Origin of the sequence: Vibrio sp. nBUS_14, from assembly GCF_051201655.1 — a bacterium.
Lineage (GTDB): Bacteria > Pseudomonadota > Gammaproteobacteria > Enterobacterales > Vibrionaceae > Vibrio.
The window spans coordinates 1138865-1163831 of record NZ_CP179206.1; the positions used below are offsets into that span (position 1 = coordinate 1138865).

Consider the following 24967-nt stretch of genomic DNA (forward strand, 5'->3'; position numbering starts at 1 on the left):
GTATGTGTGCAAAGCACATTGAACTTATTTAAATTATGCGCATCCTACTGATGCGCATTTCTTTTTCTGATAATATCGCATGAATAGATTTTTATTTTGAAGCCAATGCTTCATATCCGGAGAGCACTTAAATTATGATGGATCGATTACGCGAAGGCGTGAATAGCATCGCGGTAAAAATTATCCTTGGGTTGATTATCCTGTCATTCGTATTCGCAGGTGTAGGCAGCTACATCACCGGTGGCGGTAACAACGCAGCAGCTAAAGTTGGCAATACAGAAATCGCTCGTGGTGAGTTCGAACAGGCTTACCAAAACGAACGTAATCGCATGCAGTCTCAACTAGGCGATTACTTTGCTCAAATGCTTGCAGACCCTGCATACGTAGAGTCTTTCCGTAAATCAGTTCTTGATCGCATGATCAATGACGTTCTACTTGAGCAGCAAGCTGAGTCTCTAGGCCTACGAATCAGCGACACTCAAATCCGTACCATGATTCTAGAAATGCCTCAATTTCAAACGGCTGGTCAATTCGACCAAGAAGTTTATCAATCGGCATTACGTCGTGCAGGTTTTAGTGCAGAAAGCTTCGCTGAATACATGCGTCGTGATCTCATGCGCAACCAGCTTGTTACTGCCCTACAAGGCAGCGAGTTCGTTCTTCAAGGTGAGATCGATACGCAAAGCAAGCTTATTGCTCAAACTCGTGACATTCGTACTGTGACTCTTTCTGTTGCTGACCTAGCAAAAGACATCGAGTTAACTGACGAACAGATCGAACAGTACTACACTGAGAACCCTTCAGCTTACACTCGGCCAGAGCAAGGTAAGGTGTCTTACATCGAGCTTTCTGCTGAAGCACTTAAGTCCCAGCTTGAAGTTAGCGATGAAGAAGCTCAGAAGTACTACCAAGAGCATTTAGATAAGTACTCAACTGAAGAGCAACGTAAAGTTAGCCATATCCTAGTTCAAGGCGATGACGAAGCGAAAGCTCAGTCTGTCTTAGACGAGCTAAATGCAGGCGCTGATTTTGCTACGCTAGCTGAAGAGAAATCTGACGACTTCGGTAGTGCAGACGTTGGCGGTGACCTAGGCTGGATTGAACGTGATGTTATGGACCCAGCATTCGAAGACGCGGCTTTTGCTCTTGAGAATATTGGCGATACTACTGGCTTAGTTAAATCTGATTTCGGCTACCACATCATCAAGCTAGACGAACTAAAAGCCTCTCAAGTTCAGCCTTACACTGAAGTAGCGGCAGAGATTAAGACCGAGCTTCTAGACCAACACGCAGTTGACCAGTTCTACGAGCAACAAACTGAACTTGAAAAAGTAGCGTTTGAATTCCCAGATTCTCTAGACGATTCTGCTGAAGCTATCAATGCGAAGATCAAAACGACTGATTTTATCTCTCAAGCTGATGCTCCAGAAGTTCTGATGACGCCTGCTGTAATGCAAGCTATCTTGAGCCCTGAAGTGAAAGAAGACGGTCTGAACTCTGAAGTTATCGAAGTTGCACCTGAGCACGTGATTGTTGTTCGTGTAGAAGAGACTCGTGACGAAACAATTCTTCCTCTAGCTGAAGTGAAAGATCAAGTTGTCGCTGCATTGTCTGCGGTACAAGCAGAGCAACAAGCGGTTGAGCTTGGTGTATCTCTTGTTAACGAACTTAAGCAAGGTAACGAAGCGGTACTTTCAGACAACAACCTTGAGTTTACTGAACTTGAAACGATTGACCGTACCTCTCCACTTGCAGCTTCTGTGTTCGCACTATCGAAACCAGAAGAAGGCCAAGCGGTATTTGGTCAATCTAAAGACCAAGACGGTAACATCGTAGTTGTTGAGCTTTCTAAAGTGACGGCTGAAATCAACCCAGCTTACAGCACTCAAATTGGAGCTCAGTTAGAGCGTGTTGGTAACCAACAAGATCTAACTAACGTACTAAACGTACTACGTAAAAACGCAGACGTTGAATACTATGTAGTGGGTCAAGGTCAGTAAGCGTTTGATTACCTCAGTAACAAGCTCAAGTTAGAGTTTACTACTGAGAATCAACATATGGTTGTTAAGCTCCTATTCAGATTTGTGAGCCAACAAACAAGCTTATGAAAATAAGATGTATAACGAAGCGGGTCACTTAGGTGACCCGCTTTATTTTTATCTGGTGATTGTGTTAACTAGTGCGGCAAATGCTTAAGTTATGTTTTTTTAACAAAGGAACGATTTATGCGCACGATACATTCAATACTACTTCTTTCATTTCTTATTACCCTGAGCTCTGCAGTGTTTGCTGATAGTCCAACTAAAGCTGAGCTATACGATGGCATTTAGATTACGGTAAACATCAATACCGCGACGGCAGAAGAACTCTCAGCGCTATTAGTTGGTGTAGGGGACAAGAAAGCCCAAGAGATCGTCGATTACAGAGATAAAAACGGTGCGTTTACGACTGCTGATGATTTGGTGAGTGTGAAAGGGATAGGTGAAGCAACGGTTGAAAAGAATCGCGAAAGAATCCAGCTTTAGTTCGCTTTTCTACTCATTAAAGAGGAAATGATAGCCATGGAGCCGCCTGCCAGTGCACCTGCTAGGTGGGCTTCAATGGCGACACGAGCATTAATCAGCTCGCCAGTCGTGCTAGAAGGGCCAACAAGCTGCTCCCAAGCTATCTTAGCGATTAATCCTACCACCAACAGCCAACTAGAATTCCTGCCGTTTAACGCCTCTCTGAGAGCGAATAAACCAAACAAACCATGCAGTGTTCCCGATAAGCCTACATAAACCTGAATGCTTGAAAGTAACAGAGCCAATCCTGTGACTAAACTGTTCAGAGCTAACGCAGAGATAAGTTGTTTTCGTGTGGGTTGAAACAGATAACAGATGATCCATAAGCCTGCTAGATTCATCAGAAGGTGCGAGTAGTTGGTATGTGAAAAGTTTCCTGTTAGGATTCGCCACCATTGTCCATCGGTAATCGCATTGCTATCCCAAACGACCCAAGCTTGTATTGGCTCAAGTTGGAATAAGACGCATAAAAGTGAAGTGAAAATTAAAACAGGGTACACATTAAATCCATGTCTCGTTATTGCCGCCAATGCAGCAAGGCTTTGAAAGCTTGTATATGTCAGTGGGTTACGCCACTAGAATCGAACGTTGAGCTTATCATTCTTCAGCACCCATCAGAAGCGCATCGTCCGATGGGAACTGCGCGCATTCTCTCGTTATCTCTAAATAACAGCGTGACGTTTGTCGGTGAAGACTTTTCAGACAACGAACAATTGAACGCATTGCTGGCCGATGAACAGTATCAACATGTGATTTTATATCCAAGCGAAAACTCTGTTTCAGTTGAGTCTGCGACATGTCCTAATAAGAAGCTGCGTGTAATTTTATTGGATGGCACGTGGAAGAAGGCATTCAAGATGTGGCAAGTATCGAGTAACTTGCATGCGTTGAATACGATTCACTTGCCGAAAGATCTTAAGGGTAATTACCGAATTCGCAAAGCACCTAGTGAAAACAGCCTTTCAACTGTCGAAGCGGGGTATCATCTACTTAGCTTGTTAGAAAATGACCGAGACTTTAGCCCTTTGCTAACCGTATTTGACCAGATGATCCAGTTTCAAATCAATCAAATGCCGCCGGGCGTGTTTGAGAAAAACTACTTAGATTAAGATTAAGCCGTTTCACTAGCACGAGTCAGAAATTAAAACTCAGTATGAGCCGAGAACAATTGCTGATGCATTTTTTGCGCAAGGTCATCGGTCATTGATGAGATGTAATCGGCGATCACGCGCATCTTTCTCGATTCATCTTCATGCAGCAGCCATTGCTTCTTGATTGGCAGTGGCAACAAACGTTCAGGGTCTGCACTGAAGGCCTCAAACATGTCCATGATGATCTGTTGACCTTTGTATTCGATTACCTGAACCTGTGGAACTTGGATTACAAATTCGCTGACAAAGCGCTTAAGCCTATCCAATGTGGCATCCATGCTCTTCTCAAGAAAAGCGTTATAAGCCAGCAGAAAGTTCTCAAACGCTGTATCAACGGGTTTGATAGAAATACTGGTGAGTAGTGCGTTGACGATCCCACCTATCGCATCTTTTCTACGATATTGCTCACCCGAAAAAAGCATTTCAGTAATCGAGTCTAAATGCTCACAAATCCAAGGATCAGCTACCTCTTTCAATTGAGGATAAGCAGATTCAACCCATTGCGCTTTAGTTACTGAGCCAAGCACAATTGCATCTTCTAAATCGTGTACGCCGTAAGCGATGTCGTCAGCCAGTTCCATGATCGAACAATCGAGTGATTTGTACTTGGTTTTGTTGTGCTCAAGAGGCTCGGTGTGTGACTTTCTTTTTTGTTTTAGTAGCTGTTGGTCATTGGTTGAAAGTGGCTCAAGCACCCAGTTGAACAACTCTTCATCATGGTCGTATATGCCTTTCGCTGGCATCCAATCTTTGGCACGCAGTTGTCGTTGGTGCTTAACGGGTTGATGTTGAGATTGCGATTGAACTTCACTTAATAGCGATGGATATTTGATCAAACCGAGTAGGGTGCGTCTTGATAGGTTCATTCCATGATGCTCAGTGTAGGGTTCTAACTGTGTCACTATTCGGAACGTCTGAGCATTGCCTTCAAAGCCACCGTGATCACGCATCATATAGTTCAACGCGACTTCACCGCCGTGTCCATAAGGTGGGTGGCCAATGTCGTGAGCCAAACACAGTGAATCAATCAGACTGTCTGAAGGCAACAATTCACGAAACTCAGGATGTTTTTTCTTTAGCTGAGCGACAATCCCCGTACCAAGTTGAGCTGCCTCTAGTGAGTGCGTTAATCGGGTACGGTGAAAATCATTGACTGTGGTGCCATGCACTTGCGTTTTCGCTTGTAGACGACGAAACGCTGCTGAGTGAAGCACGCGAGCACGATCGCGTTGATATGGGCTACGGTGATCGTCTCTTCTGATCTTATGCTCATCGTTGTTTCGATCTTGCCATTCTTGCTCGAGTACAAATGGTGGTTCGATTGGAGAAGTCAAAATAGTACCTATCAAATTGATTTTATTTAGATAATTACGCTCAACTTATACCTAGCTAGCTGATTTCGTCTAGTGATAATTCGAAACTGGGTGCAAATGTTGTCAGAAAGTAATCCATTTCCGGACTTTTGCGTTGTGATAGTGTTTCTTCGAGCCTGCGTTTGGCCTGTTCATATTCGTGGTTTCCAGCGCTGAGTTCTTCCAGGCATTTGAGGTAAGCACAGATGGTATCGGCTTGTTTGACGATGCTTTGTTCTTCTTTGCTTGCTGTTCCAGATATTAAGAAAGGGGCGAAATCTTCTTGGAACTCTTCCGGCAACATAGAAAGTAACCTTTGTTCTGCTGCGGCCTCGATTTTCTTATACTCCAGAGCAATGTCTGGGTTGTAGTATTTAACTGGAGTTGGCAAATCACCAGTCAGTACCTCACTGGTATCATGGTACATACCGAGCAAGGCAATGTGCTCGGGGTTGAGTTGGCCAGCAAACTTCTTATTTTTAATCAATGCCAAGGCATGTGCGACGAAAGCCACTTGCAGGCTATGTTCTGAAATGTTCTCGCTTGAGATTGATCGCATCAGCGGCCAGCGCTGGATAAGCTTCATGCGTGCGAGATGGGCGAAGAAATGGCTCTGTTTCATAAGTGTCCTTATAGTACCAATCGTAGTAAATAACTGGTCATCCTAGCTTGTTAAAAAACTCGATAACTTTGTTAGAATTTTTGATTGTAGAATAACTACTTACCAAAAAATTCTGCCTTGTTCTTAAGTTTTTTTCCTGCGCTATTTCTGAACACTTACTTACTGTGATTGGTATAAACAATACTCCACTCGTACCTTGTGTTTGTTACAAACTGCACGAGACAGAGGATACAAAAAAGGCTCCTAAACAGGAGCCTTTTAAGCATAGAAGTGATTGATTACAAGTTAAAGCCTTTTAAAACAGCAAATTGTAGCCATCTCTCGTAGTGTTTATTTAGCCTCGATGAGATCGTCTTGGCTGTAAGTTTGCAAGAAGCGCTCAAGACGGCCAATGGCAACTTCAAGGTCTTCAATGTGCGGCAGAGTTACGATACGGAAGTGATCCGGTTTCGGCCAGTTGAAGCCAGTACCTTGAACCAATAACACCTTTTCTTGTTTAAGGAAGTCGAGCACAAACTTCTGATCGTCTTTGATATTGTACATGTTGGTGTCAATCTTAGGGAACAGATACATCGCGCCCTTAGGTTTCACACAAGAGACACCTGGAATCTTGTTGATCAGTTCCCATGCTCGGTCACGTTGCTCAAGTAAGCGACCGCCGGGCAGCAACAGTTCGTTGATACTTTGATAGCCACCCAGTGCAGTTTGGATTGCATGCTGCATAGGTACGTTGGCACACAAACGCATCGAGGCGAGCATCTCTAACCCTTCGACATAACCTTTCGCAATATGTTTTGGACCGGTTAAGAACATCCAACCACCGCGGAAGCCACATACACGGTAAGCTTTAGACAGACCGTTGAATGTCACCATGAGTACATCTTCAGCTAGCGTTGCGACTGAAGTGTGTACTGCACCGTCGTAAAGCACCTTGTCGTAGATTTCATCGGCAAAAATGATCAGGTCATTCTCACGAGCGATATCAACCACTTTAAGTAAGAAGTCGCGACTATAAACAGCGCCCGTTGGGTTGTTTGGGTTGATCAGTACAATGCCGCGTGTCTTTGGTGAAATTTTCGCGCGCATATCGTCTAGATCTGGATACCAATCAGCATCTTCATCACACATGTAGTGAACAGGTGTGCCACCAGAAAGCGCGACAGATGCAGTCCACAGTGGGTAGTCTGGAGCGGGAACTAAGATTTCATCACCGTTATCCAGTAGCGCTTGCATAGACATAACGATAAGCTCTGATGCGCCATTACCAATGTAAACGTCTTCTACATCAAGGTTACGTAGGCCTTTTTTCTGGTAGTGCTGAACAACTGCTTTGCGGGCTGAATAGATGCCTTTTGAGTCGCAGTAACCTTGAGATGTCGGTAGGTTACGGATTACGTCAACAAGGATTTCATCAGGGGCGTCAAAACCAAATGGGGCGGGGTTACCGATATTGAGCTTCAGTATTTTATGCCCTTCTTCTTCCATACGCTTAGCATGTTTGAGTACAGGCCCCCTGATTTCGTAGCATACGCTGTTGAGTTTTGACGACATCCCGATATTTTGCATTGCCGATTTCCTGAAATTAATTTAAATACTTTATTAAAGTACCGCAAAACGGGGTTTGATAGAATAAAAATCTGATGAATGTCGCATTTCAGTGTCACGTTTGGTCTTTTTTGTCACTCTTTTCTAAATTTTAATTAATCGCTTTCTTTGTTATTAGCTAATATGAATAAATAGGCTGGATCGCTTAAAATCACACGAATGTTCAAAAGATATCGTACATTTTTGATCTGAGTCGGCACTCTTCATTAAGTATCAAACTACTATAATAATAATTTAGATGTGAACGAGGTTAGCTTGTCATATTTCCAGCAAACTATCTCCGCTTTGATTGAGCGAGTACAAAATGCCCAAACAAATGAAATTCGCTGTGTTGAAGTTTTAACGCAAAAACCATCGTTTGCATTTATTGAATGGCTTCATGCTCAACCGCTCTTTCCAAAGTTGTACTGGCAGTCACGCGACACTCGTGAAGAAGTGGTCGCGCTCGGTCAATTGCACACTTTCTCCGATCCTGCTCCCGCGTATGCGATTCTTGGTGAAGACCAGCGAATTTGGGGTGGACGTTCATTTGATGGACATACCGCGAAGAACCCCCGTTGCATGGAATCGTTTTTCTTCCTTCCTCAGGTTGAATTAATTCGTTTTGACGACACTTGGTCGCTAGCGGTTAATTTGTCTCCTGATCGCGTTGCTTCCATTAATGCTTTGAATAAGCTCTCTGTAGATGCGGCGATTTTGGCTCCTTTGTCGGCGCACATTGAGCAGATTAACCATGTTCCAGAACGAGAACAGTGGGGCAATTTGGTCGATAGAGTACTTCAGGGCATCAGCGACGAAGAATATAAGAAAGTCGTATTAGCTCGTAGAACCACATTGCAATTGGATGCGCCAATCTGCGCGGCTCAGTTGCTCAAGGCCAGCTACCTACAAAACCACCACAGTTTTCACTTTATGTTGGTATTAGATTCCAAACACAGCTTTATCGGCTCAACGCCAGAGCGTTTGTACAGTCGATATGGCACAGAGCTTGATACTGAAGCGTTAGCGGGAACTATTGGTCGCGGAGAAAATGCGACAGAAGATATGGAGTTAGCCAACTGGCTTTCTCAAGATAGTAAAAACCTCAATGAAAACCAATATGTGGTTGACGATATCATTGAACGTCTCACTCCTCATTCTCAAACGGTCCACGTTGAAAAAGAGGCGCGACTTGTGCGTTTGCGGAAGGTGCAGCACCTTAAGCGTAATATTCACGCTCAACTCAATACTGGTGTTAATGGTGTCCAGTTGCTGGCTTCATTACAACCAACAGCGGCCGTTGCGGGATTACCTCGTAAAGAAGCGATGGATTTTATTCTTGAACATGAACCTTTTTCAAGAGGTTGGTATGCAGGCTCTGTTGGTTATATTAGCCATCAACGCGCTGAATTCTGTGTCGCGATTCGTAGTGCCTTGGTTGTAAACGATCAAGTACAACTGTTTGCGGGTGCGGGGATCGTGCCGGGATCTGTTGCTGAACATGAGTGGCAAGAGTTGGACAAGAAGATGTCGACTCTGCTCAGCCTAATTTCAGATCATCCACCCCTGGGTGTGGCGTCATGAACCACGACCAAGCCGTATTAAATAGAGTTTGGTGTCACACATTACTTGAAGAGCTTGCACGCAGCGGTGTTGAACATGTTTGCATCGCACCTGGCTCTCGCTCAACACCATTAACACTCGAAGCTGAAGCCAACCCTAAGCTAACCTTACACACGCACTTTGATGAGCGTGGGCTTGGTTTTCTTGCGCTAGGTTGAGCAAAAGCCAGCGATAAGCCAGTTGCCGTGATTGTTACCTCTGGTACTGCTGTCGCAAATTTGCTTCCTGCGACGGCTGAATCTGGGTTGACACGAGAAAAACTGATCTTGCTGACCTCTGATAGACCCATCGATTTGGTCGATTGTGGTGCTAATCAAGCGATTCAGCAGCATGGTATCTTTTCTTCCCATGTTGAAAGTGCTTTAAACCTACCAAGCCCGAGTACACAAGTTTCTTTGAACTGGCTACTGACATCAGTTGATAACGCGCTGGCGAAACAACGTAATGTTGGTGGTGCGATTCATATTAACTGTCCGTTTCCAGAACCTCTATATTCAGCGAACAGTGCTGAAATGTATGCTGATTACACGGCCAGTATTGCAGGATGGAAAACTTCGACAAGCCCGTATTCCAATACCTACTTGGCTAACCGTTTGAATACACAGCCAGTCGCGCCGGGAGATTACGTTGCGCATAAAGGCGCGGTGATTATTGGTTCTATCGATAATGAAGCGGCGACAAAAGCTCAGCAGTTTGCCACAACATTAGGCTGGCCAGTTTTTTGTGACCCTCAATCAGGTGTCACCAGTGATTGGAAACATTATGATCTGTGGATGCAGAGTGGCGTAGCGAAAGAACAACTCAACCAATGTGACTTTATCCTTCAGTTCGGTGAGCGCATTGTTTCTAAGCGCCTTAATCATTGGATAAAGTCGCAAGCATCATCATTCTGCTCATCACAATACATCGTTGTGTCACCGGATTCGCACCGAATCAACCAAGATCATTTGCCTCAAACCCATATCGTTGCTGATATCGAGCTATGGGTGTCAGAGCAGCATTTACCCACCTTATTAGGTCAACATGCAGGTTGGGCGGTACCTTTGGTCGAAATCGCGAAGACGGTTCAACAATTGGCGTTGGCGCAAATATCCAATAATGACCAGCTGACCGAGCTGAGCGTTGCAGTTGACTTGTCGGCTAGACTTAAAGACAGAGAGCTATTTGTGGGAAATAGCTTGATGGTAAGGCTGGTGGATATGCTGTCATCAATATCTGCGAATCAAGTTTACAGTAATCGTGGCGCATCGGGCATTGATGGCTTGGTGGCGACGGCTGCGGGTGTGGTGAAAGCCAACCAGAATCCGTTGATGATGTTGATTGGTGATACTTCTTTGTTGTGTGACCTCAACTCTCTGGCTCTGCTTACTCACAATGCAACGCCGACGGTTATTGTTGTGACCAACAATGATGGTGGTGCGATCTTTGACTTGTTGCCCGTTCCTGAGCAACAAAAACAATCTCTATATCAAATGCCCCATGGTTTCGATTTTGAACATGCCGCTGCGCAATTCCAGCTTGGTTATGCGGCGCCAGAAACTTTGAATTGCTATCAAACAATTATCGAACAACATTTCGAACAGGGTCAGGGTACCTTGCTCGTTGAAGTTAAGACGCCTCCCGAACAAGCGTCTACTTTGCTGAAACAATTCAGTTCAATGCTCACTGAGGCATTAGCCTAAGGACTTTACATGCTTTACTCCAATTATTACCCAGCGGTACAAGAATCTTCTGATAAACCTTTGCTTGTTTTTCTACATGGTTTACTCGGAAGCGGGGATGATTGGAGCGCATGTCATCCATATCTAAAGGATTTTCCTCGTCTTTGCATAGATTTGCCTGGGCACGGACAAAGTCGCTTTATCGATCCGGTAGGCTTTGATCATTGCTGCAAGAAAATCGTTCAGTGCATCACTTCTCAACTTGCTCTTAATGATCTCCCTGCAGATTACCCTATCGTGGTGATTGGCTACTCTATGGGAGGCAGGCTTGCCATGTATGGGGTGACAAGCCCTTGCTTCGAAACACTCAACCTAGAGAAAGTCATTATTGAAGGTGGTAACTTTGGTCTGGAGCGTGATGAAGAACGAGCACAACGGTTAGTACATGATACGCAGTGGGCTGTCCGCTTTGCACAGCAGTCGATTGAAGATGTTTTAGACGATTGGTATCAACAAAGCGTCTTTTCTTCACTAAATCATGAGCAAAGACAAACTTTGGTCATAAAGCGTAGTGGTAACCTTGGAGTATCCGTAGCAAATATGTTGTTATCTACTTCGTTAGCTAAGCAACCGGATTTACGTGCCACATTGAAATCTCATGAGCATCAATTGCATTATGTGTGTGGTGAAAAAGATCGTAAATTCATGAATCTAGCTGAGAATAGTGGCTTTGAATATAGTCAGGTCGATTACGCTGGTCATAATGTTCATTTCGAACAACCAGAACTGTTTTCAAACCTGATCATCCAATGTATCGCCAGTCGTCGCTAAACTGACTGAGCGGTTCTCTCGTATCAAGCACTATCAAAAGCAGAGCAACACCGTCACGACTATTCGTTAGTCGTGGTCTCTAATAGAACAATGGGAATCACCATGGCTAAAACAGTAGGTATCACAGAAGAAGAACTTTACGCAGCAGTTAACTGGCGCGATGAAAGCAGTCATTTTGAAGATATTCAGTACCACAAGTCTGACGACGGTATTGCGAAAATTACGATTGCGCGCCCTCAAGTCCACAATGCGTTCCGTCCACAAACCGTAAAAGAGATGATCAATGCACTGGCTGATGCTCGTTATGACGAGAAGGTTGGCGTGATCATTTTGACGGGTCTTGGTGAGAAGGCGTTCTGTTCTGGTGGTGACCAAAGTATCCGTGGTGACTACGGCGGCTATCAAGATGATTCAGGTACACACCACCTGAACGTGCTTGATTTCCAACGTCAAATTCGTACTTGTCCAAAACCGGTTATCGCAGCGGTATCGGGTTGGGCAGTCGGTGGCGGTCATGTTCTTCACATGATGGCAGACCTTACCATTGCAGCTGAAAACGCGCAATTTGGTCAGACGGGTCCTAAAGTAGGCTCATTCGACGGCGGTTGGGGGGCTTCTTACATGGCTCGTATCGTTGGCCAAAAGAAAGCGCGTGAAATCTGGTTCTTGTGTCGTTTCTACGATGCTCAAGAGGCATTGGACATGGGCTTAGTAAACACAGTCGTACCTGTTGCTGATCTAGAAAAAGAAACGGTTCGTTGGTGCCGTGAAGTGCTTCAACACAGCCCAATGGCGCTGCGTTGCTTGAAAGCGGCACTCAATGCTGACTGTGATGGCCAAGCCGGTCTTCAAGAATTGGCGGGTAACGCAACCATGATGTTCTACATGACAGAGGAAGGCCAAGAAGGTCGCAATGCGTTTAACGAGAAACGTCGTCCTGATTTTGACAAATTTCCGCGTAACCCATAACCTTTTCCTCTTCAGGATGAGTCGCTAAATAGCGGCTCGTTTTGTTTTGATGTTCCCATTTTTAGGACACCTTATGAACTCAATGAATTCTCAGCGTCACGCGAAACTCTACCGTTATCAACTGTCTATGGATAGTGGTGTAGTACTTCGTGATAATAAGTTGAGCGAACGAATTGGTTACATTATCCAACTTGAGTATGAGGGTAAAACTGGTTTTGGTGAAGTTGCACCTCTGCCAGGTTTTAGTCTAGAAGATGCCGAGCAAGCCGGTATTCAACTGCAACACGAACTAGAGCTTTGGAGCCACAATAACCCTCAAACGCCATTTGATGAGTTATATCCTTCTGTCGCGTTTGGCTTTTCGATGGCGAAGATGGAACTACGCGGCGACCTTAACGCAGAAGGTAACTATCAAGCTGCGCCTTTGTGTACGGGAGACCCTGATGAGTTGATCCCTGTGCTCAATGAGATGAAAGGTGAGAAGGTTGCTAAGGTAAAAGTTGGCCTTTATGAAGCGATCCGTGATGGCATGCTGGTGAGCTTATTCCTTGAGTCGATTCCTGATTTAACCCTAAGGCTTGACGCTAACCGTGCGTGGAAGCCAGAAAAAGCTAAGCAGTTCATCAAGTACATTGCGCCTTCACTTCGTCAACGTATTAGCTTTATTGAAGAACCTTGTCAGAAGCCAGAAGAAAGCTTGGTATTTGCCATCGACCATGGCGTTGCGATTGCATGGGATGAGACACTACAAGAAGCGGTAAGAAGCCCAGAGTTTAATCTCAGCGACCTTACGGGTATTAAAGCGGTAGTGATTAAACCAACTCTAATTGGTTCGGTAGAGCGTTGTGTGGCTATCATAGAACGCGCGCAGCAACTTGGTATCAAACCAGTACTAAGCTCAAGCATAGAGTCTAGTCTTGGTTTAACTCAGATTGCGCGATTAGCACAACAATACTTGCCTAATGAAGTTCCAGGACTTGATACGGTTGGCTTGTATCAGCAACAGCTAGAAGTCTCTTGGCCGGGTTGCAAGCTTCCAGTCTCAACGCTTGCACAGCAGCAACTGATTTGGTCTTCTTAGGCCGATTGTTCGCTTGGCTTAGACCGTTTTCAATCTATTTTTTGGTTATCTTATGATACGCCCACAATCTATTCACCACCCGATCTGGGTACAGTGGGCGCAGCAGAACCCACATCAAACAGCGTTAGTGACCCCTAATCGTGCTTACACTTGGTTGCAAGTCTCAGTGTTAGTGAGTGAGTACCAACAACAATTATCCCATCAAGGTTTACGTGAAGGTGATGCACTGACGATTGTCGGTAAGAACCAAGCCGAAGTGATTCCAGTGTATCTTGCAGCCTTAAATTTAGGTGTGGTTTGTGCGTTTACAATGCCTCAGCCAGCAGCTAGTTTAACGCAGAAGCTTCAATCCCTTTTTGGCCAGTCAGACAGACGTTACCTTTGGCTATTAGATAGCTGTGGGTTAGATCCTTCTGATGCTGTTGACCTCAAGACTATATTGGTGACGTTACCTTGCTTGAACGAACTTAAGGTCGATGGTGATGACAAGCCAACAACCCTGCAAAACCCTAACTTTAATCCTCAATCTTTAGCGAGCATCGTATTCACTTCTGGTTCTACTGGAAATCAGAAAGCGGTGGCGCACACCTTGCAGCAACACTTGTGTTCAGCTCAGGGCTTACTCGACGTTTTCCAATTTAAACAAGCTGATACATGGTTACTTAGTCTGCCGATGTACCACGTATCGGGATTAGCGATTGTCCATCGTTGGTTAGCTGCTGGTGGCTGTATCAAAATAGGTCAAGGTAAGCTCGAAGCCGATATCGAAGGTTGCAGTCATGCCTCTTTAGTGGCTACTCAACTCCATAGGTTATTACAAAGTAAGCAAGCACTTACTTTAACTCATGTGCTGTTGGGTGGCAGTCATATCCCAGAAGTGCTAGGGCTTGAAGCTCAACAAATGGGTATCGAAACTTGGCTTGGATATGGTATGACAGAAGCCGCTTCGACAGTGACCGCGAAACCCGTCGATGGCACCAAGACGGCAGGCTTTGTTCTCGACCACCGCCAATTGAAGATTGAAGATCAGCGCATCTATATTGGCGGTAATACACTTGCTTCTGGTTATTACTATCAAGGAGACTTAACGCCTCTGGTGGATGAGCAAGGTTGGTTCGACAGTAAAGACCTCGGTGAATGGGATGGCGAACAAGTGTCGATTATTGGCCGAGCGGATAACCAGTTTATTTCCGGCGGTGAAAACATCCACTGTGAAGAAATTGAGCGAGCACTCAACCAATTACTTCAAGTTAAACAAGCCTTTGTAGTCCCTGTTGAAGACAATGAATTTGGCTTTAGACCGATTGCGATTGTTGACTGTGATGAACTGCCTACCAAAGAGTGGTTTACAGAACAGTTACAAGGGAGCCTAGAGCGATTCAAATTTCCTATCGAGTATTATCAGATGCCTGAGCAAGAACAGCAGGGGATCAAAGTATCGAGACCAGGCTTGGCATCTTGGTTATTGAAGCATAGGAACTAAAAAGCCGAAGACCTCTGGAAGGCGTGTGTCGTTTGCTAGATTGAGAGGCGGTTAGTTAATTTAGCAATTAGATAGTTCAAAACAGAATTTATTATCTTTATAACCATCCATCATAATAAGTGCTATAAATAACGGATTATAGAATAAAGAATTATTATGAAAATTGCCCTCATCATTGCGGTTTTACTGCAGATAGGCCTAGCAGTCACTTCGTCTGGACTGACGCGATCGTTGGCTGAACTCACCGCATTTGTGTTGGTTTTGGTACTTGTTTTGATGAAAAGGGAGAGCCAAAAGAGTGAAAAGCCCGTGTTTGACTAATGACTGTTGTCACAATGAATATATACGATAAAGGCAAAGCCCATTTGAGCTTTGCCTTTTTATTTTGTCGTTCGCTAATCTGTTTGTCTGGTTAACACATGAACCAATCTACAGTGCTTCTTTACGTATTAGGCGTAATAGGCGTATTAGGTGCATTATGCGAGAATTAACCACGCTAATGAGCCTGTCGAAATCATCGTCCACATTGTAATACCAAACATCAGTGGCTTCGGCCCTGCCGCTTTCAGCTTCTCAACCGAAATACCGCAACCAATCAAGAACAAACACACTACCAGCGCACGCTTAGATACATCAAAGATACCTTGATAGACCATCTCAAATTGTGGCAATAAGTCACTAACAGCGATAGCAGCGCAGTAGAAGAAAATGAAATAAGGAATCGTGATCTTCTTTTGATCGTTCTTGAAGATCATCGCACTGACTAAAGCGATTGGGACAATCCAAAGTGCGCGTGCTAGCTTCAATGTTGTTGCTGTTGTGAGTGCTTCTTCGCCATATGCTGATGCTGCGCCGACTACAGAAGAGGTATCATGAATTGCGATTGCCGCCCATGTACCGAAAGTTTGTTGACTTAGCTCAAGCGCATGGCCAATCATCGGGAACAAGAAAAGGGCAACTGAGTTCAACACAAATACTGTGGCTAACGCTAAACCAATTTGTTCATCGTCTGCTTTAATCGCTGGTGCTACGGCGGCAATGGCACTACCACCACAAATAGCGGTACCAGAAGAGATAAGGTAACCCGTGGTGCGATCCAGCCCCATTTGTTTCGCTAAGAACCAACCAATCACTAGCGTGCCAATGATGGTCGTGACAATCAAACCGATACCGTCGCCTGTTACAGCCAGTGCTTTTTCAAACTGAATGCCAAAACCTAAGCCGACAATTGAGTAGGCCAGTAGCTTCTTGGTGAGTTTGCCTACTTCTAGGTGCTCAGGGACTAAACCTAAACTCGCAAGCAGGAAACCGATCACGAGTGCCGTCGGTGAACTCACCCACGGGGTTAAGCAAAACAGAGCAGCAAGATAAAATGGAACAGACTTTTTTAGATTCATTATATTTAGGTCGTCGCGTCTAGTATTGGCAGCGTAGTGGAAGACTATACGCGTAACACAATGGTAAGTAAGTCTAAATGAATTGAACAAACGTTAAGTAAAACTGAACGCTTGTTCTTATGCTCTAATATTTAGCTAGAGAGTTGTCTGGGATGGCTCTGCTTAGCGCAATGATCCACGAAGCTCTGCAACCGACTGGCGCAATGTTTCACAAGAGGTATCTTTCGGCAAAATCGGCTTCCCAGCTTCGATCTCTAGCTTCGTCCAGAAGCGGGTTGGTAATCCTTTGCACGCTCTGCCTTTGTAACGACTGAAGTAGCTGCCCCATAAACCTTTGAGAGCCATTGGAATGACAGATACAGGAGAACGTTTGATAATCAGTTCCATTCCACGCATGAACTCTGCAACCTCACCATCAGAAGTTAGTTTTCCTTCTGGGAAAATACACACGATGTGGCCTTCATGCAGGGCACGTTCTACTTCTTTGAAAGCATTTCGAATCGATCTGCGGTTCGTTGCGGAGATTGGAATCACCCCCGCTCTTTTTAAGAAGCGTCTAATTGGCGGTAATTGGGTGTAATCTTCTTCCATCACAAAGCGAATCAAGCGAGGGCAAACGGCGCTCAGCAATAATGCATCCATATAACTTACGTGGTTGCAGACAATCAGCGCACCACCTTTCTCTGGTAAGTGGTGAAGATTCTTATGCTTTACACGGTACATGGTGTGAGTGACCACCCACGTAAAGAAGCGGAAAGCGTAAATAGGTACCTGACAGAACAGGTAAAGCATAACTAAAGTGTTTCCAACCGCGAGCAACACAAACAGTTGTGGAATCGAAAGATCTAGAACACTCAAGAAGACGATACCTAAGATTGCGCTTCCCACCATGAACAGTGAGTTATAGATGTTCAAACCTGCGATAACTTGCGCTCGTTCATTGGGTTTGGCTCTAAACTGCATTAAAGAGTACAAAGGCACGATGAAGATGCCACCTGACATGCCAAGCAGTAGTAGATAGGAAAATAGAGGCCATAATTCTGAGTAAGACACGAAGCTTTTGAACGAATCGAATTCAGGAAGTGCATCTGGTATCGAAACGGCCATTAGAAACCCGAAAAAAGAAATACCTAGGCTGCCCATGGGAACAATGCCGATCTCAATCCTGTGGTTGGATAATTTGTCACAAGCCAATGAACCAATGGCAATACCGACTGAAAACAGTGCTAATAAAAATGCGACAGCGCTTTCCGTACCGTTTAGGTAAACCTTGGTAAAGTTGGGAAACTGAGTGAGATAAGTCGCCCCTAAGAACCAAAACCAGCTTATTGCCATCAGTGCTTGGAACGTAGGTCGATCTTTCTTAGCAATCGCGAGCGTTTGGCGTGTCAGTGTAATAGGTTGCCACTTCACCTTTAGGTTAGGTGCATTGCTTGGCGCTTCAGGGATAAAGTGACTGGCTAAATAGCCGAGCACCGCAAACGTCACAATACAGACTGCGGCGATCAGCTTTGAATTCTCTTCTGAGGCAATGATTCCGGCGCCTAAGGTGCCGATCAAAATAGCTAAGAAAGTCCCCGTCTCGACCAAAGCATTACCCGAAACCAGTTCTTTCGATTCTAACTGCTGAGGAAGTAGGGCGTATTTTACAGGGCCAAAGAAGGCACTTTGTGTTCCCATTAAAAACAGTAATAGAAGCAGAATCGCGTAGCTTTCGTAGATAAAACCAATAGCGCCCAGTGACATGATCACGACTTCAAGAAGCTTAACCTTACGAATGAACCAAGATTTTTCGTACTTATCCGCCAAGACGCCCGCTAAAGCAGAAAAGAGAAAGAAGGGCAAGATAAAAAGACCAGCGGCCAAGTTAATGAACAAATTGCTGGAAATTGGCAAGGTGTCTACGCTTGCGAAGGCAACAAAGAGCAGCAGGACATTTTTGAAGATGTTGTCATTAAAGGCTCCCAAAAATTGGGTAATAAAATAGGGTAGGAACCTTTTTTGGGCTAACAGCGAGGATTGGCTGTCATTGTTCATTATCTGTCCTTCAATGATTACCAGTTGGTGAGGTAGTTTGAGATTAGGTTATTAATCAGTTCTTTACCATCAATAGGCTCAGAAGCGAAAAATTTATCATCAACACTCAGCAGGGTTATTCCGTGAACACCAGACCATAACACACGGCTTGCTTTCACAACTTCACTTTCGGTGTGTTCAGGCGCAATGGCCATTAATAATTGTTCTAGCATGCCCGTCATTTTATCAATTCGATTGGATTGCCACTCAGGAAGGTTTTCACCATTCATGTTGTGTTCGAAGATAAGCTGCCAGCGATGAGGATTTTTCTGAGCGTAGTCGTGGTAGCAATAAGCAAGGTTGAATAACGCTTGCTGTGGGTTGCTTGATTTCTCTACGGCTGATGCGGATTCAGAGGCGAGTTCGTCTAGTGTTTGAGCAACAACGTGCAGAAGCAACAGGTTATAGTTACCAAACACATTCACTAGAGTACTTGGTACATACCCGATCATATTGGCGATTTTGCGTAAACTTAACTCGTGATAAGAGTGCTCTTCTAGGAAGTCCGTCACCGTCTTTAAGGTGAGCTGAATCAGTTGTTCTCGAGTGTGATCGTTTCTTCGTGCCATGAGTAGTATCTAGTAAATGAACATCGTTCAATATTTTAATGCTGCCTCAGAGTGCCGTCAATCCCTTAGCTACATTAGTAAACAATTAATAACCGCAATATTATGATACATGTGTAAACGCCGTGAATATTTCATTGTTCTTTGTTAACGAGTATGATTAAGGTGTCGAAAGATAAAAAACCTATAAAGGATAATAATGAAACGATTTTTCTCACTAGTCGCGATCCTGTTAGTAACAGTCGCGGTGACGCCAATCGCGGAAGCGAAAAAGTTTGGTGGTGGTAAGTCATTTGGCAAAAGCTTTAAAACGGCTCCAGCACCAAAACAACAAAACACGAATTCGATCCGTCAAGATCAAACGGGTAAGAACACAGCAGTTAACTCTAGCAAGAAAGGCCTTATGGGCGGTCTGCTAGGTGGTTTACTTGCAGGTGGTCTTTTAGCTGCATTCTTTGGTGGCGCATTTGAGGGTATCCAGTTTATGGATGTTCTGATTATGGGTCTGATTGCTTTCCTAGCGTTCAAATTCCTACGCGGAATGTTGGGTGCGAAACAGGGCTCAATGAATCAGCAGAATGCACGTGGCCAACAGCCAGCATTCGGTGGTATGGGTCAGAACAAGTTTGAACAACCTAAGCAACAGCCAAATGTTCACAACTTCGAGCAAGCACAGCCTCAATCACAACCTCACTCGCCAAATAGTGCTGGTGGTTTCGGCTTTGGTGCACAAAGCGATGTTCCACATAACTACCCACCGGGTTTTGATCAAGCGGCATTCATCAATGGTTCTCGTGAGCACTACCGTACACTGCAAGGTGCATGGAACCACAACGAACTAAACACGATTGAAGAATACGTTTCTCCAAGCCTATTCGAAGACCTGAAAGCTGAGCGTGATAAGCTTTCTGGTGAGCAACATACAGACGTAATGTACGTTGATGCTGAAATCGTTCGTGCTGACCATGATGGTAGTAAAGCACAGCTAAGCCTTCAGTTTAGCGGTCGTTACCGTGATACATCGGATGGCATTGAAGAAGATATCACTGATATCTGGCACTTAGAGCGTGACCTAACAACTGACAATGCACCTTGGTTAATTGTTGGTATTCAAGGTTAATTCCAAGAGTTAACTCAACATCAATATGATGTAGTTATTAGGAATGATACCCAATAATTGAAAAACCCTGCTGAGAAATCAGCAGGGTTTTTTTTGGTGCGCCGAGCATGGCGTTGATCTAGGAGGTGAAAGTCCTCTACGGGCTCAGTCGAGCGAGAACCGTTAGCCTATGCAAGGGTGTTCACCGTGAGGTGAAATCTGAAGGAAGCAAATGGCAAAACTTGGTTGTGACGAACAGAAATCTGATAGTAGGCCATTACAACTTGGGCAACCTAGCCATAGATAGAATAGTCCAATGCCTCGACGGGAAGTGTGTAGTGGTAAATCAGGCACAGCCAAGGGAAAGAACAACGCCTTACCTCGGGAGATCTTATTGTTTGTCTCAATAGAGACTAATACAGCAGTGATGTTGTGTGATGGACAATAAGAAGTCAGCAGAAGGCATAGTACTTTGAGAATGTACAACTCAAAGGAAGGCCTGAACTGAATATATCAAGAAGCAGTCACTAGACACTCAATCATGTGGAGTCATAGCAAGATGAAACTCATCTCTACGTCCCAAAGGGCAATACCGCAAGTAAAGCTCATGGATACGAAGAATGACAAGCATGGTCGGCATAGACAGGAGGGCGAGTCTTGGTGACCTCAACTTCGTTGATGGAGCAAATTTGCTCTTCAACCAATTTGAATCAAGCTCTTAGACGCGTGAAGAAGAACAAAGGGTGTGCAGGAGTCGACAAGCTCGACATCAACGCCACTATCTCAAGACTTCGACAGGCATCAAACGGGCAAGAGCTTCGCCAGATTCTTCTGGATGGAAGCTATCAACCTCAATCTGTTCTTGGTGTAGAAATCCCCAAAGCTAGTGGTGGCGTAAGGCAATTAGGTATCCCAACAGTCCTTGATAGGGTAGTCCAACAGGCAATCACATCAGTGCTGTCATGTATCTATGAGCCGAAGTTCTCCGACAATAGTTACGGGTTTAGACCCAACCGCAGTGCGCACCATGCATTGGCGGCCGCCAGTCGCTACATCCGAGAGGGTCGAGGTTATGTAGTAGATATAGACCTAGCAAAATACTTCGATACAGTGAATCACGATAGGCTAATGCACAGGCTGTCACAAGATATTGCTGATAAACGCGTGTTAAAGCTAATTAGGTCATACCTACAGGTAGGCATAATGCGACATGGACTAGTTGAGCAGAGACAACGAGGCACACCCCAGGGTGGGCCATTATCTCCGCTACTATCAAATATTGTATTAGATGAACTGGATAAAGAGTTAGAGCGTAGAGGGCATAAGTTCTGTCGATATGCAGATGACTGTCAAATCTACGTGCGTAGTGAGGAAGCCGCTCATCGAGTCAAAGAGTCGATAACGGAGTTCTTGGAGCAGAAACTAAAGCTGACGGTAAACCGTAAGAAAAGTGCAGCAACGAGAGTGACAAAGCGAACTTACCTAAGCCATCGCTTCCAGATAGACGGAACAATCGGGATATCGAAGACGGCACAAGCTCAAATGAAGAAGCGAGTACGTCAGATAACGAAGCGAAATCGAGGACGAGAGTTACAGGTGATAATCACGGAGTTAACTCAATATCTAAGAGGATGGCAACACTACTTCAAGCTTACTGTTCGTAAAAGTGCAATGCAGCGCTTAGATGAATGGATACGGCGTAGACTAAGGTGCTACCGACTAAAGCAGCGCAAACGCAGACACAGCATAGCGACATGGTTACAGCGACAAGGTGTAACGGAGCGTAATGCGTGGAAGCTAGCGATGTCAGATAAGGGTTGGTGGCATCTAGCTTTAACGCCACAGGTTAATCACGCCATGCCAATAAAATGGTTCGAGGGGTTGGGGCTGTACTCATTAAGAGATGGGTACGAGTCACTGAAAGTATATTCGGAACCGCCGTATGCGACCCACGCTTGTACGGTGGTGTGAGAGGACGGAGGCTGCGAGGCCTCCTCCTACTCGATTGTATTAGGATAGCCAGTAAGCAATGCTTGGGTCTTTAGAAGAATGAATTCCCGGAATTTGCTAGAGATGATTCAAATTTGAGAGGCGGTACTTTGAAAGCGGACATTTGTCCTCAATGCTTTGTGCAATTGCTCCTTATGATTGCTCCAACAAAACAAATAAGGAAACATTATGACTGCACATATTGCTGGTACTGCTGAGGATTTCGCGTCTACGGTAATTATGCCAGGAGATCCACTACGAGCGAAATACATTGCTGAAACCTACTTAGAAGACTCAAAGCTCGTGACCGATATTCGCAACATGTTTGGATACACTGGCTATTACAAAGGGCAACGCATCTCAGTTATGGGGCATGGTATGGGTGTACCATCAATGGTTCTCTATGGTCACGAGCTGATTAATGACTTCGGTGTGAAGCGTATTATTCGTATCGGTAGTGTTGGAGCAACGCAGAAAGATGTGATGATGCGTGATGTGATTTTGGCACAAGCAGCCGGTACAGACTCTCCAACGAATGCTAAGCGCAGCAGTGGTTATCACATGGCGACATCGGCAACGTTTGAACTTTTGCAAAATGCTTACCTTTCAGCGAAAGAGAAAAATATAGACGTAAAAGTTGGTAACGTGTTTACCGGTGACCTTTATTACGATCCTGATGAAGACCTCATCCCTGCGTTGGAACGTTTTGGGGTGCTTGGTATTGATATGGAAGTTGCAGGCTTATACGGTCTAGCACAACAATTTGGTATTGAGTCATTAGCTATCCTGACGGTATCGGATCATTGCATCACGGGTGAAGAGACGACAGCAGAAGAGCGTCAGCTTTCATTTAACAATATGATTGAAATTGCTTTAGAAACGGCAATCAAAGCTTAAGCCTGTGTGGAGGGCTGAAAGTAAAGCTCTCCAAAACTAGAACATCCAACCTACGAGCCCTTGGAGTGAACAATGAAAAATAAAATAACACTCACTGCTATCAGCTTCCTCGCCAATTTCGTAATGGCGGGATTTGCGACACAATTTGGTATGTTGGTCGAGCCAATAGCCAATGCATTTAACGCTAATGTAAATGAAGTAGCATCAATATTTTCTTTATTAAATGGTGGAGCACTCGCCGGAACTATTGCGGCTTTCTTCTTAATTGAAAAAGTCGGTATTAAACGCATGACGGTACTGTGCTATGGCATTATCGCTCTGTCCTCATTAGGTCTTTATACAGCGCCTTCGTTATCGATCGTGATGTTATGTATGACTATCATTGGCTTTTGTGGCGGTGTTGGTCTGTGTATCGCTGGTACTATTGTCGTTTCACTATGGAAAGACAAAATTCAGAGCACAATGTTAGTGGTACAAGACGCGACATTTAACATTGCAGGTGTTGTGTTCCCTATGATCACCACTTACGCACTTACTAATGCTATGAATTGGAGCATCAGTTACTTGAGTGTTGGTGTGGTTGCATTTGCAACAATGTTTATAGCTTTGCTGACAAACTTCAATCAATGTGGTGATGAAAGCGAAACAAAAACTGAATCAAAGTCTGAATGGAACTTCGGCATTATAAGTGGTGGTATTGGATTATTCTTAGGAATGCTTGCCCTTTATACCTTCTTAACTTGGGCTCCAATGTTTGTGAAAGAGAAGTTCGATATTCCATTTGAACAAGCAGGTAATATTATTACTCAGTATTGGTCAGCAGCGTTGGTTGGTGCTTTAGTTTCGACTGTCATTGTATCGCGTATGAAAATTCAGTATTTCTTATTGACGATTATTACGCTTGCTATGGTGATAACGAGCGTCATCGTTACAACAAACCAACTAGAATGGCTCTCTTACCTGACTTACGGTTATGGGTTTGCTTGCGCCGCACTTTATAATGCTTTCATTGCTTATGGTGTGTCATTTGTTCGCAATGCATCAAGTAAAAATGTGTCTTATATTTTGGTCAGCGGCAGTGCTGGTGCAATGTTTAGTCCTGCGATTAGCTCTATGGTTGAAAGTATTGTTGGCTTACAAACGGTTATGTATGCTATCCCAGTTATTTATGCTGTTGTGTTGGTGATGCTTACTGCATCTACAAAGTACAAAGTACAAAGTACAAAGTGAGCCAATCTAACCAAACTCAATAAAGAGTTATCGGTTTTGAGTTATCCCGAAAGGCCTGCTTTTGTGCAGGCCTTTATTGCTCCGCAAACTTTTTAAGCCCTTCTAGATCAAGAATCCTTAAGCCTTTCTTTTCTTTTGCAATAAAGCCTTTATTCTCAAGCTCTTTCACTGCGCGGCGGTAGACTCGATCGGTAGTCGCGAAACGTTCTGCTTCAAGGTAGTTCTTTTGAAAGCCATCGACGGGTAAGTCATTCAAATATTGATGATAAATGTCGTAGGCAACATTGTAAGTGATCGGATACAGAAGACGCCTTGTTAGGATTTCGACGGTATCTTGATAGTCAATAGCGATAGCACTGGCGAAATAAAGAGAGAGCCTAGGTTGCTCTAACAAATATTTCTTTAGTTTTTGTGCATCAATGATAGATACGCTAATAGGTTCGATTGGCATAATATCCATTTGGCATCGGTATCCGGTAAAGAATTCCATCTCTCCGAAAACTTGTTGCTCGCACTCGAGAGTACCTAGCAAAAATGTTTTACCGTTTCGAGCCGTCATTCCCATAGAAACTCTTCCTGAATCAACAAGGTAGAGGTTCTCTACATGCTCTCCTTGAGTTAATAACCTCTCATTTTCCTCAAATATTCTGCTCGTACAAATACAATCACGAATGGTTTGTTCGATTAGTTGCTTGTCTTCGGTCCATTCAGTTTCGAAGCGACCTTTTCCTAGGGTTTGTAGCTGCATATTTGGTTTTAATTCAGTTGTTGAGAGAAACTTCTCAACTTGGA

Annotated in this window: 20 protein-coding genes and 2 pseudogenes; 14 read left to right on the forward strand and 8 right to left on the reverse strand. The window is 44.4% G+C overall.

Features of this window, described 5'->3' with window-relative positions:
* Positions 1–134 precede the first annotated feature (134 nt).
* Together ppiD and ACMAZD_RS05270 are read left to right on the forward strand one after the other, a co-directional pair.
* A complete protein-coding gene (gene ppiD / locus ACMAZD_RS05265; protein WP_435248810.1) occupies positions 135–2000 on the forward strand; it encodes a peptidylprolyl isomerase in 1866 nt (621 codons plus the stop codon).
* Between the two features lie 225 nt (positions 2001–2225).
* Positions 2226–2525, forward strand: a pseudogene (locus ACMAZD_RS05270) (ComEA family DNA-binding protein).
* On the opposite strand, the gene rrtA reads toward ACMAZD_RS05270, so the two are convergent.
* The gene (gene rrtA / locus ACMAZD_RS05275; protein WP_435248811.1) at positions 2522–3064 is read right to left on the reverse strand and encodes a rhombosortase; all 543 of its coding nucleotides are present in this window, start codon (positions 3062–3064) and stop codon (positions 2522–2524) included. The pseudogene ACMAZD_RS05270 and the gene rrtA overlap by 4 nt on opposite strands.
* Before the next feature lie 9 nt (positions 3065–3073).
* On the opposite strand from rrtA, the gene ACMAZD_RS05280 reads away from it, so the two are divergent.
* Positions 3074–3673 carry a tRNA-uridine aminocarboxypropyltransferase gene (locus tag ACMAZD_RS05280; RefSeq protein ID WP_435248812.1) on the forward strand — a complete coding sequence of 200 codons (600 nt, stop codon included), beginning with the start codon at positions 3074–3076 and terminating at the stop codon, positions 3671–3673.
* A gap of 32 nt (positions 3674–3705) precedes the next feature.
* Here the strand turns inward: ACMAZD_RS05280 and ACMAZD_RS05285 are convergent, their stop codons facing one another.
* The 3 genes from ACMAZD_RS05285 to ACMAZD_RS05295 form a co-directional block, all read right to left on the reverse strand.
* Positions 3706–5049: an anti-phage deoxyguanosine triphosphatase gene (locus ACMAZD_RS05285; RefSeq protein WP_435248813.1), complete on the reverse strand. Its 1344-nt coding sequence runs from the start codon at positions 5047–5049 to the stop codon at positions 3706–3708.
* Positions 5050–5104: 55 nt separating this feature from the next.
* The gene (yfbR, locus tag ACMAZD_RS05290; RefSeq protein WP_435248814.1) at positions 5105–5689 is read right to left on the reverse strand and encodes a 5'-deoxynucleotidase; all 585 of its coding nucleotides are present in this window, start codon (positions 5687–5689) and stop codon (positions 5105–5107) included.
* A gap of 330 nt (positions 5690–6019) precedes the next feature.
* Complete coding sequence (locus ACMAZD_RS05295; RefSeq protein ID WP_435248815.1) at positions 6020–7255, reverse strand: pyridoxal phosphate-dependent aminotransferase; 1236 nt, start codon at positions 7253–7255, stop codon at positions 6020–6022.
* A 294-nt stretch (positions 7256–7549) separates the two neighbouring features.
* Here ACMAZD_RS05295 and ACMAZD_RS05300 point away from each other — a divergent pair, with 294 nt between their 5' ends.
* The 7 genes and pseudogenes from ACMAZD_RS05300 (at position 7550) to ACMAZD_RS05330 (ending at position 15242) form a co-directional block, all read left to right on the forward strand.
* Positions 7550–8857, forward strand: coding sequence for an isochorismate synthase (locus tag ACMAZD_RS05300; RefSeq protein WP_435248816.1), 1308 nt, complete (start codon positions 7550–7552; stop codon positions 8855–8857).
* Positions 8854–10578 (forward strand): annotated as a pseudogene (gene menD / locus ACMAZD_RS05305) (2-succinyl-5-enolpyruvyl-6-hydroxy-3-cyclohexene-1-carboxylic-acid synthase). Before ACMAZD_RS05300 ends, menD begins: the two are co-directional and overlap by 4 nt.
* A 9-nt stretch (positions 10579–10587) precedes the next feature.
* A complete protein-coding gene (gene menH / locus ACMAZD_RS05310; RefSeq protein ID WP_435248817.1) occupies positions 10588–11388 on the forward strand; it encodes a 2-succinyl-6-hydroxy-2,4-cyclohexadiene-1-carboxylate synthase in 801 nt (266 codons plus the stop codon).
* Between the two features lie 102 nt (positions 11389–11490).
* Positions 11491–12357 carry a 1,4-dihydroxy-2-naphthoyl-CoA synthase gene (menB, locus tag ACMAZD_RS05315; RefSeq protein ID WP_435248818.1) on the forward strand — a complete coding sequence of 289 codons (867 nt, stop codon included), beginning with the start codon at positions 11491–11493 and terminating at the stop codon, positions 12355–12357.
* 73 nt (positions 12358–12430) lie between these two features.
* Entirely contained in the window at positions 12431–13438 is a 1008-nt protein-coding gene (gene menC, locus ACMAZD_RS05320) for an o-succinylbenzoate synthase (RefSeq protein WP_435248819.1), read from the forward strand.
* Positions 13439–13490: 52 nt separating this feature from the next.
* Positions 13491–14921: an o-succinylbenzoate--CoA ligase gene (menE, locus tag ACMAZD_RS05325; RefSeq protein WP_435248820.1), complete on the forward strand. Its 1431-nt coding sequence runs from the start codon at positions 13491–13493 to the stop codon at positions 14919–14921.
* Positions 14922–15077: 156 nt separating this feature from the next.
* On the forward strand, positions 15078–15242 hold the full coding sequence (locus ACMAZD_RS05330; RefSeq protein WP_435248821.1) for a hypothetical protein: 165 nt from the start codon (positions 15078–15080) through the stop codon (positions 15240–15242).
* A 155-nt stretch (positions 15243–15397) separates the two neighbouring features.
* On the opposite strand, the gene ACMAZD_RS05335 is transcribed toward ACMAZD_RS05330, so the two are convergent.
* The 3 genes from ACMAZD_RS05335 to ACMAZD_RS05345 form a co-directional block, all read right to left on the reverse strand.
* Entirely contained in the window at positions 15398–16318 is a 921-nt protein-coding gene (locus tag ACMAZD_RS05335) for a YeiH family protein (RefSeq protein WP_435248822.1), read from the reverse strand.
* A gap of 162 nt (positions 16319–16480) precedes the next feature.
* Positions 16481–18355: an MFS transporter gene (locus tag ACMAZD_RS05340; protein WP_435248823.1), complete on the reverse strand. Its 1875-nt coding sequence runs from the start codon at positions 18353–18355 to the stop codon at positions 16481–16483.
* Positions 18356–18372: 17 nt separating this feature from the next.
* Entirely contained in the window at positions 18373–18963 is a 591-nt protein-coding gene (locus ACMAZD_RS05345) for a TetR/AcrR family transcriptional regulator (RefSeq protein ID WP_435248824.1), read from the reverse strand.
* A gap of 196 nt (positions 18964–19159) precedes the next feature.
* Here ACMAZD_RS05345 and ACMAZD_RS05350 point away from each other — a divergent pair, with 196 nt between their 5' ends.
* The 4 genes from ACMAZD_RS05350 to tsgA all read left to right on the forward strand — a co-directional run bounded on the left by ACMAZD_RS05350 (position 19160) and on the right by tsgA (position 24175).
* Positions 19160–20080, forward strand: coding sequence for a Tim44 domain-containing protein (locus ACMAZD_RS05350; protein WP_435248825.1), 921 nt, complete (start codon positions 19160–19162; stop codon positions 20078–20080).
* A 657-nt stretch (positions 20081–20737) separates the two neighbouring features.
* Positions 20738–22030, forward strand: a complete 1293-nt coding sequence (gene ltrA, locus ACMAZD_RS05355; protein ID WP_435249317.1) for a group II intron reverse transcriptase/maturase — start codon at positions 20738–20740, stop codon at positions 22028–22030.
* A 204-nt stretch (positions 22031–22234) separates the two neighbouring features.
* Positions 22235–22945, forward strand: a complete 711-nt coding sequence (deoD, locus tag ACMAZD_RS05360; RefSeq protein ID WP_435249330.1) for a purine-nucleoside phosphorylase — start codon at positions 22235–22237, stop codon at positions 22943–22945.
* Positions 22946–23017: 72 nt separating this feature from the next.
* Positions 23018–24175 (forward strand): MFS transporter TsgA, encoded by a 1158-nt coding sequence (gene tsgA, locus ACMAZD_RS05365; RefSeq protein ID WP_435248826.1) that lies wholly within the window; start codon positions 23018–23020, stop codon positions 24173–24175.
* 73 nt (positions 24176–24248) lie between these two features.
* Here the strand turns inward: tsgA and ACMAZD_RS05370 are convergent, their stop codons facing one another.
* On the reverse strand, positions 24249–24923 hold the full coding sequence (locus tag ACMAZD_RS05370; protein ID WP_435248827.1) for a Crp/Fnr family transcriptional regulator: 675 nt from the start codon (positions 24921–24923) through the stop codon (positions 24249–24251).
* Between the last annotated feature and the right edge of the window lie 44 nt (positions 24924–24967).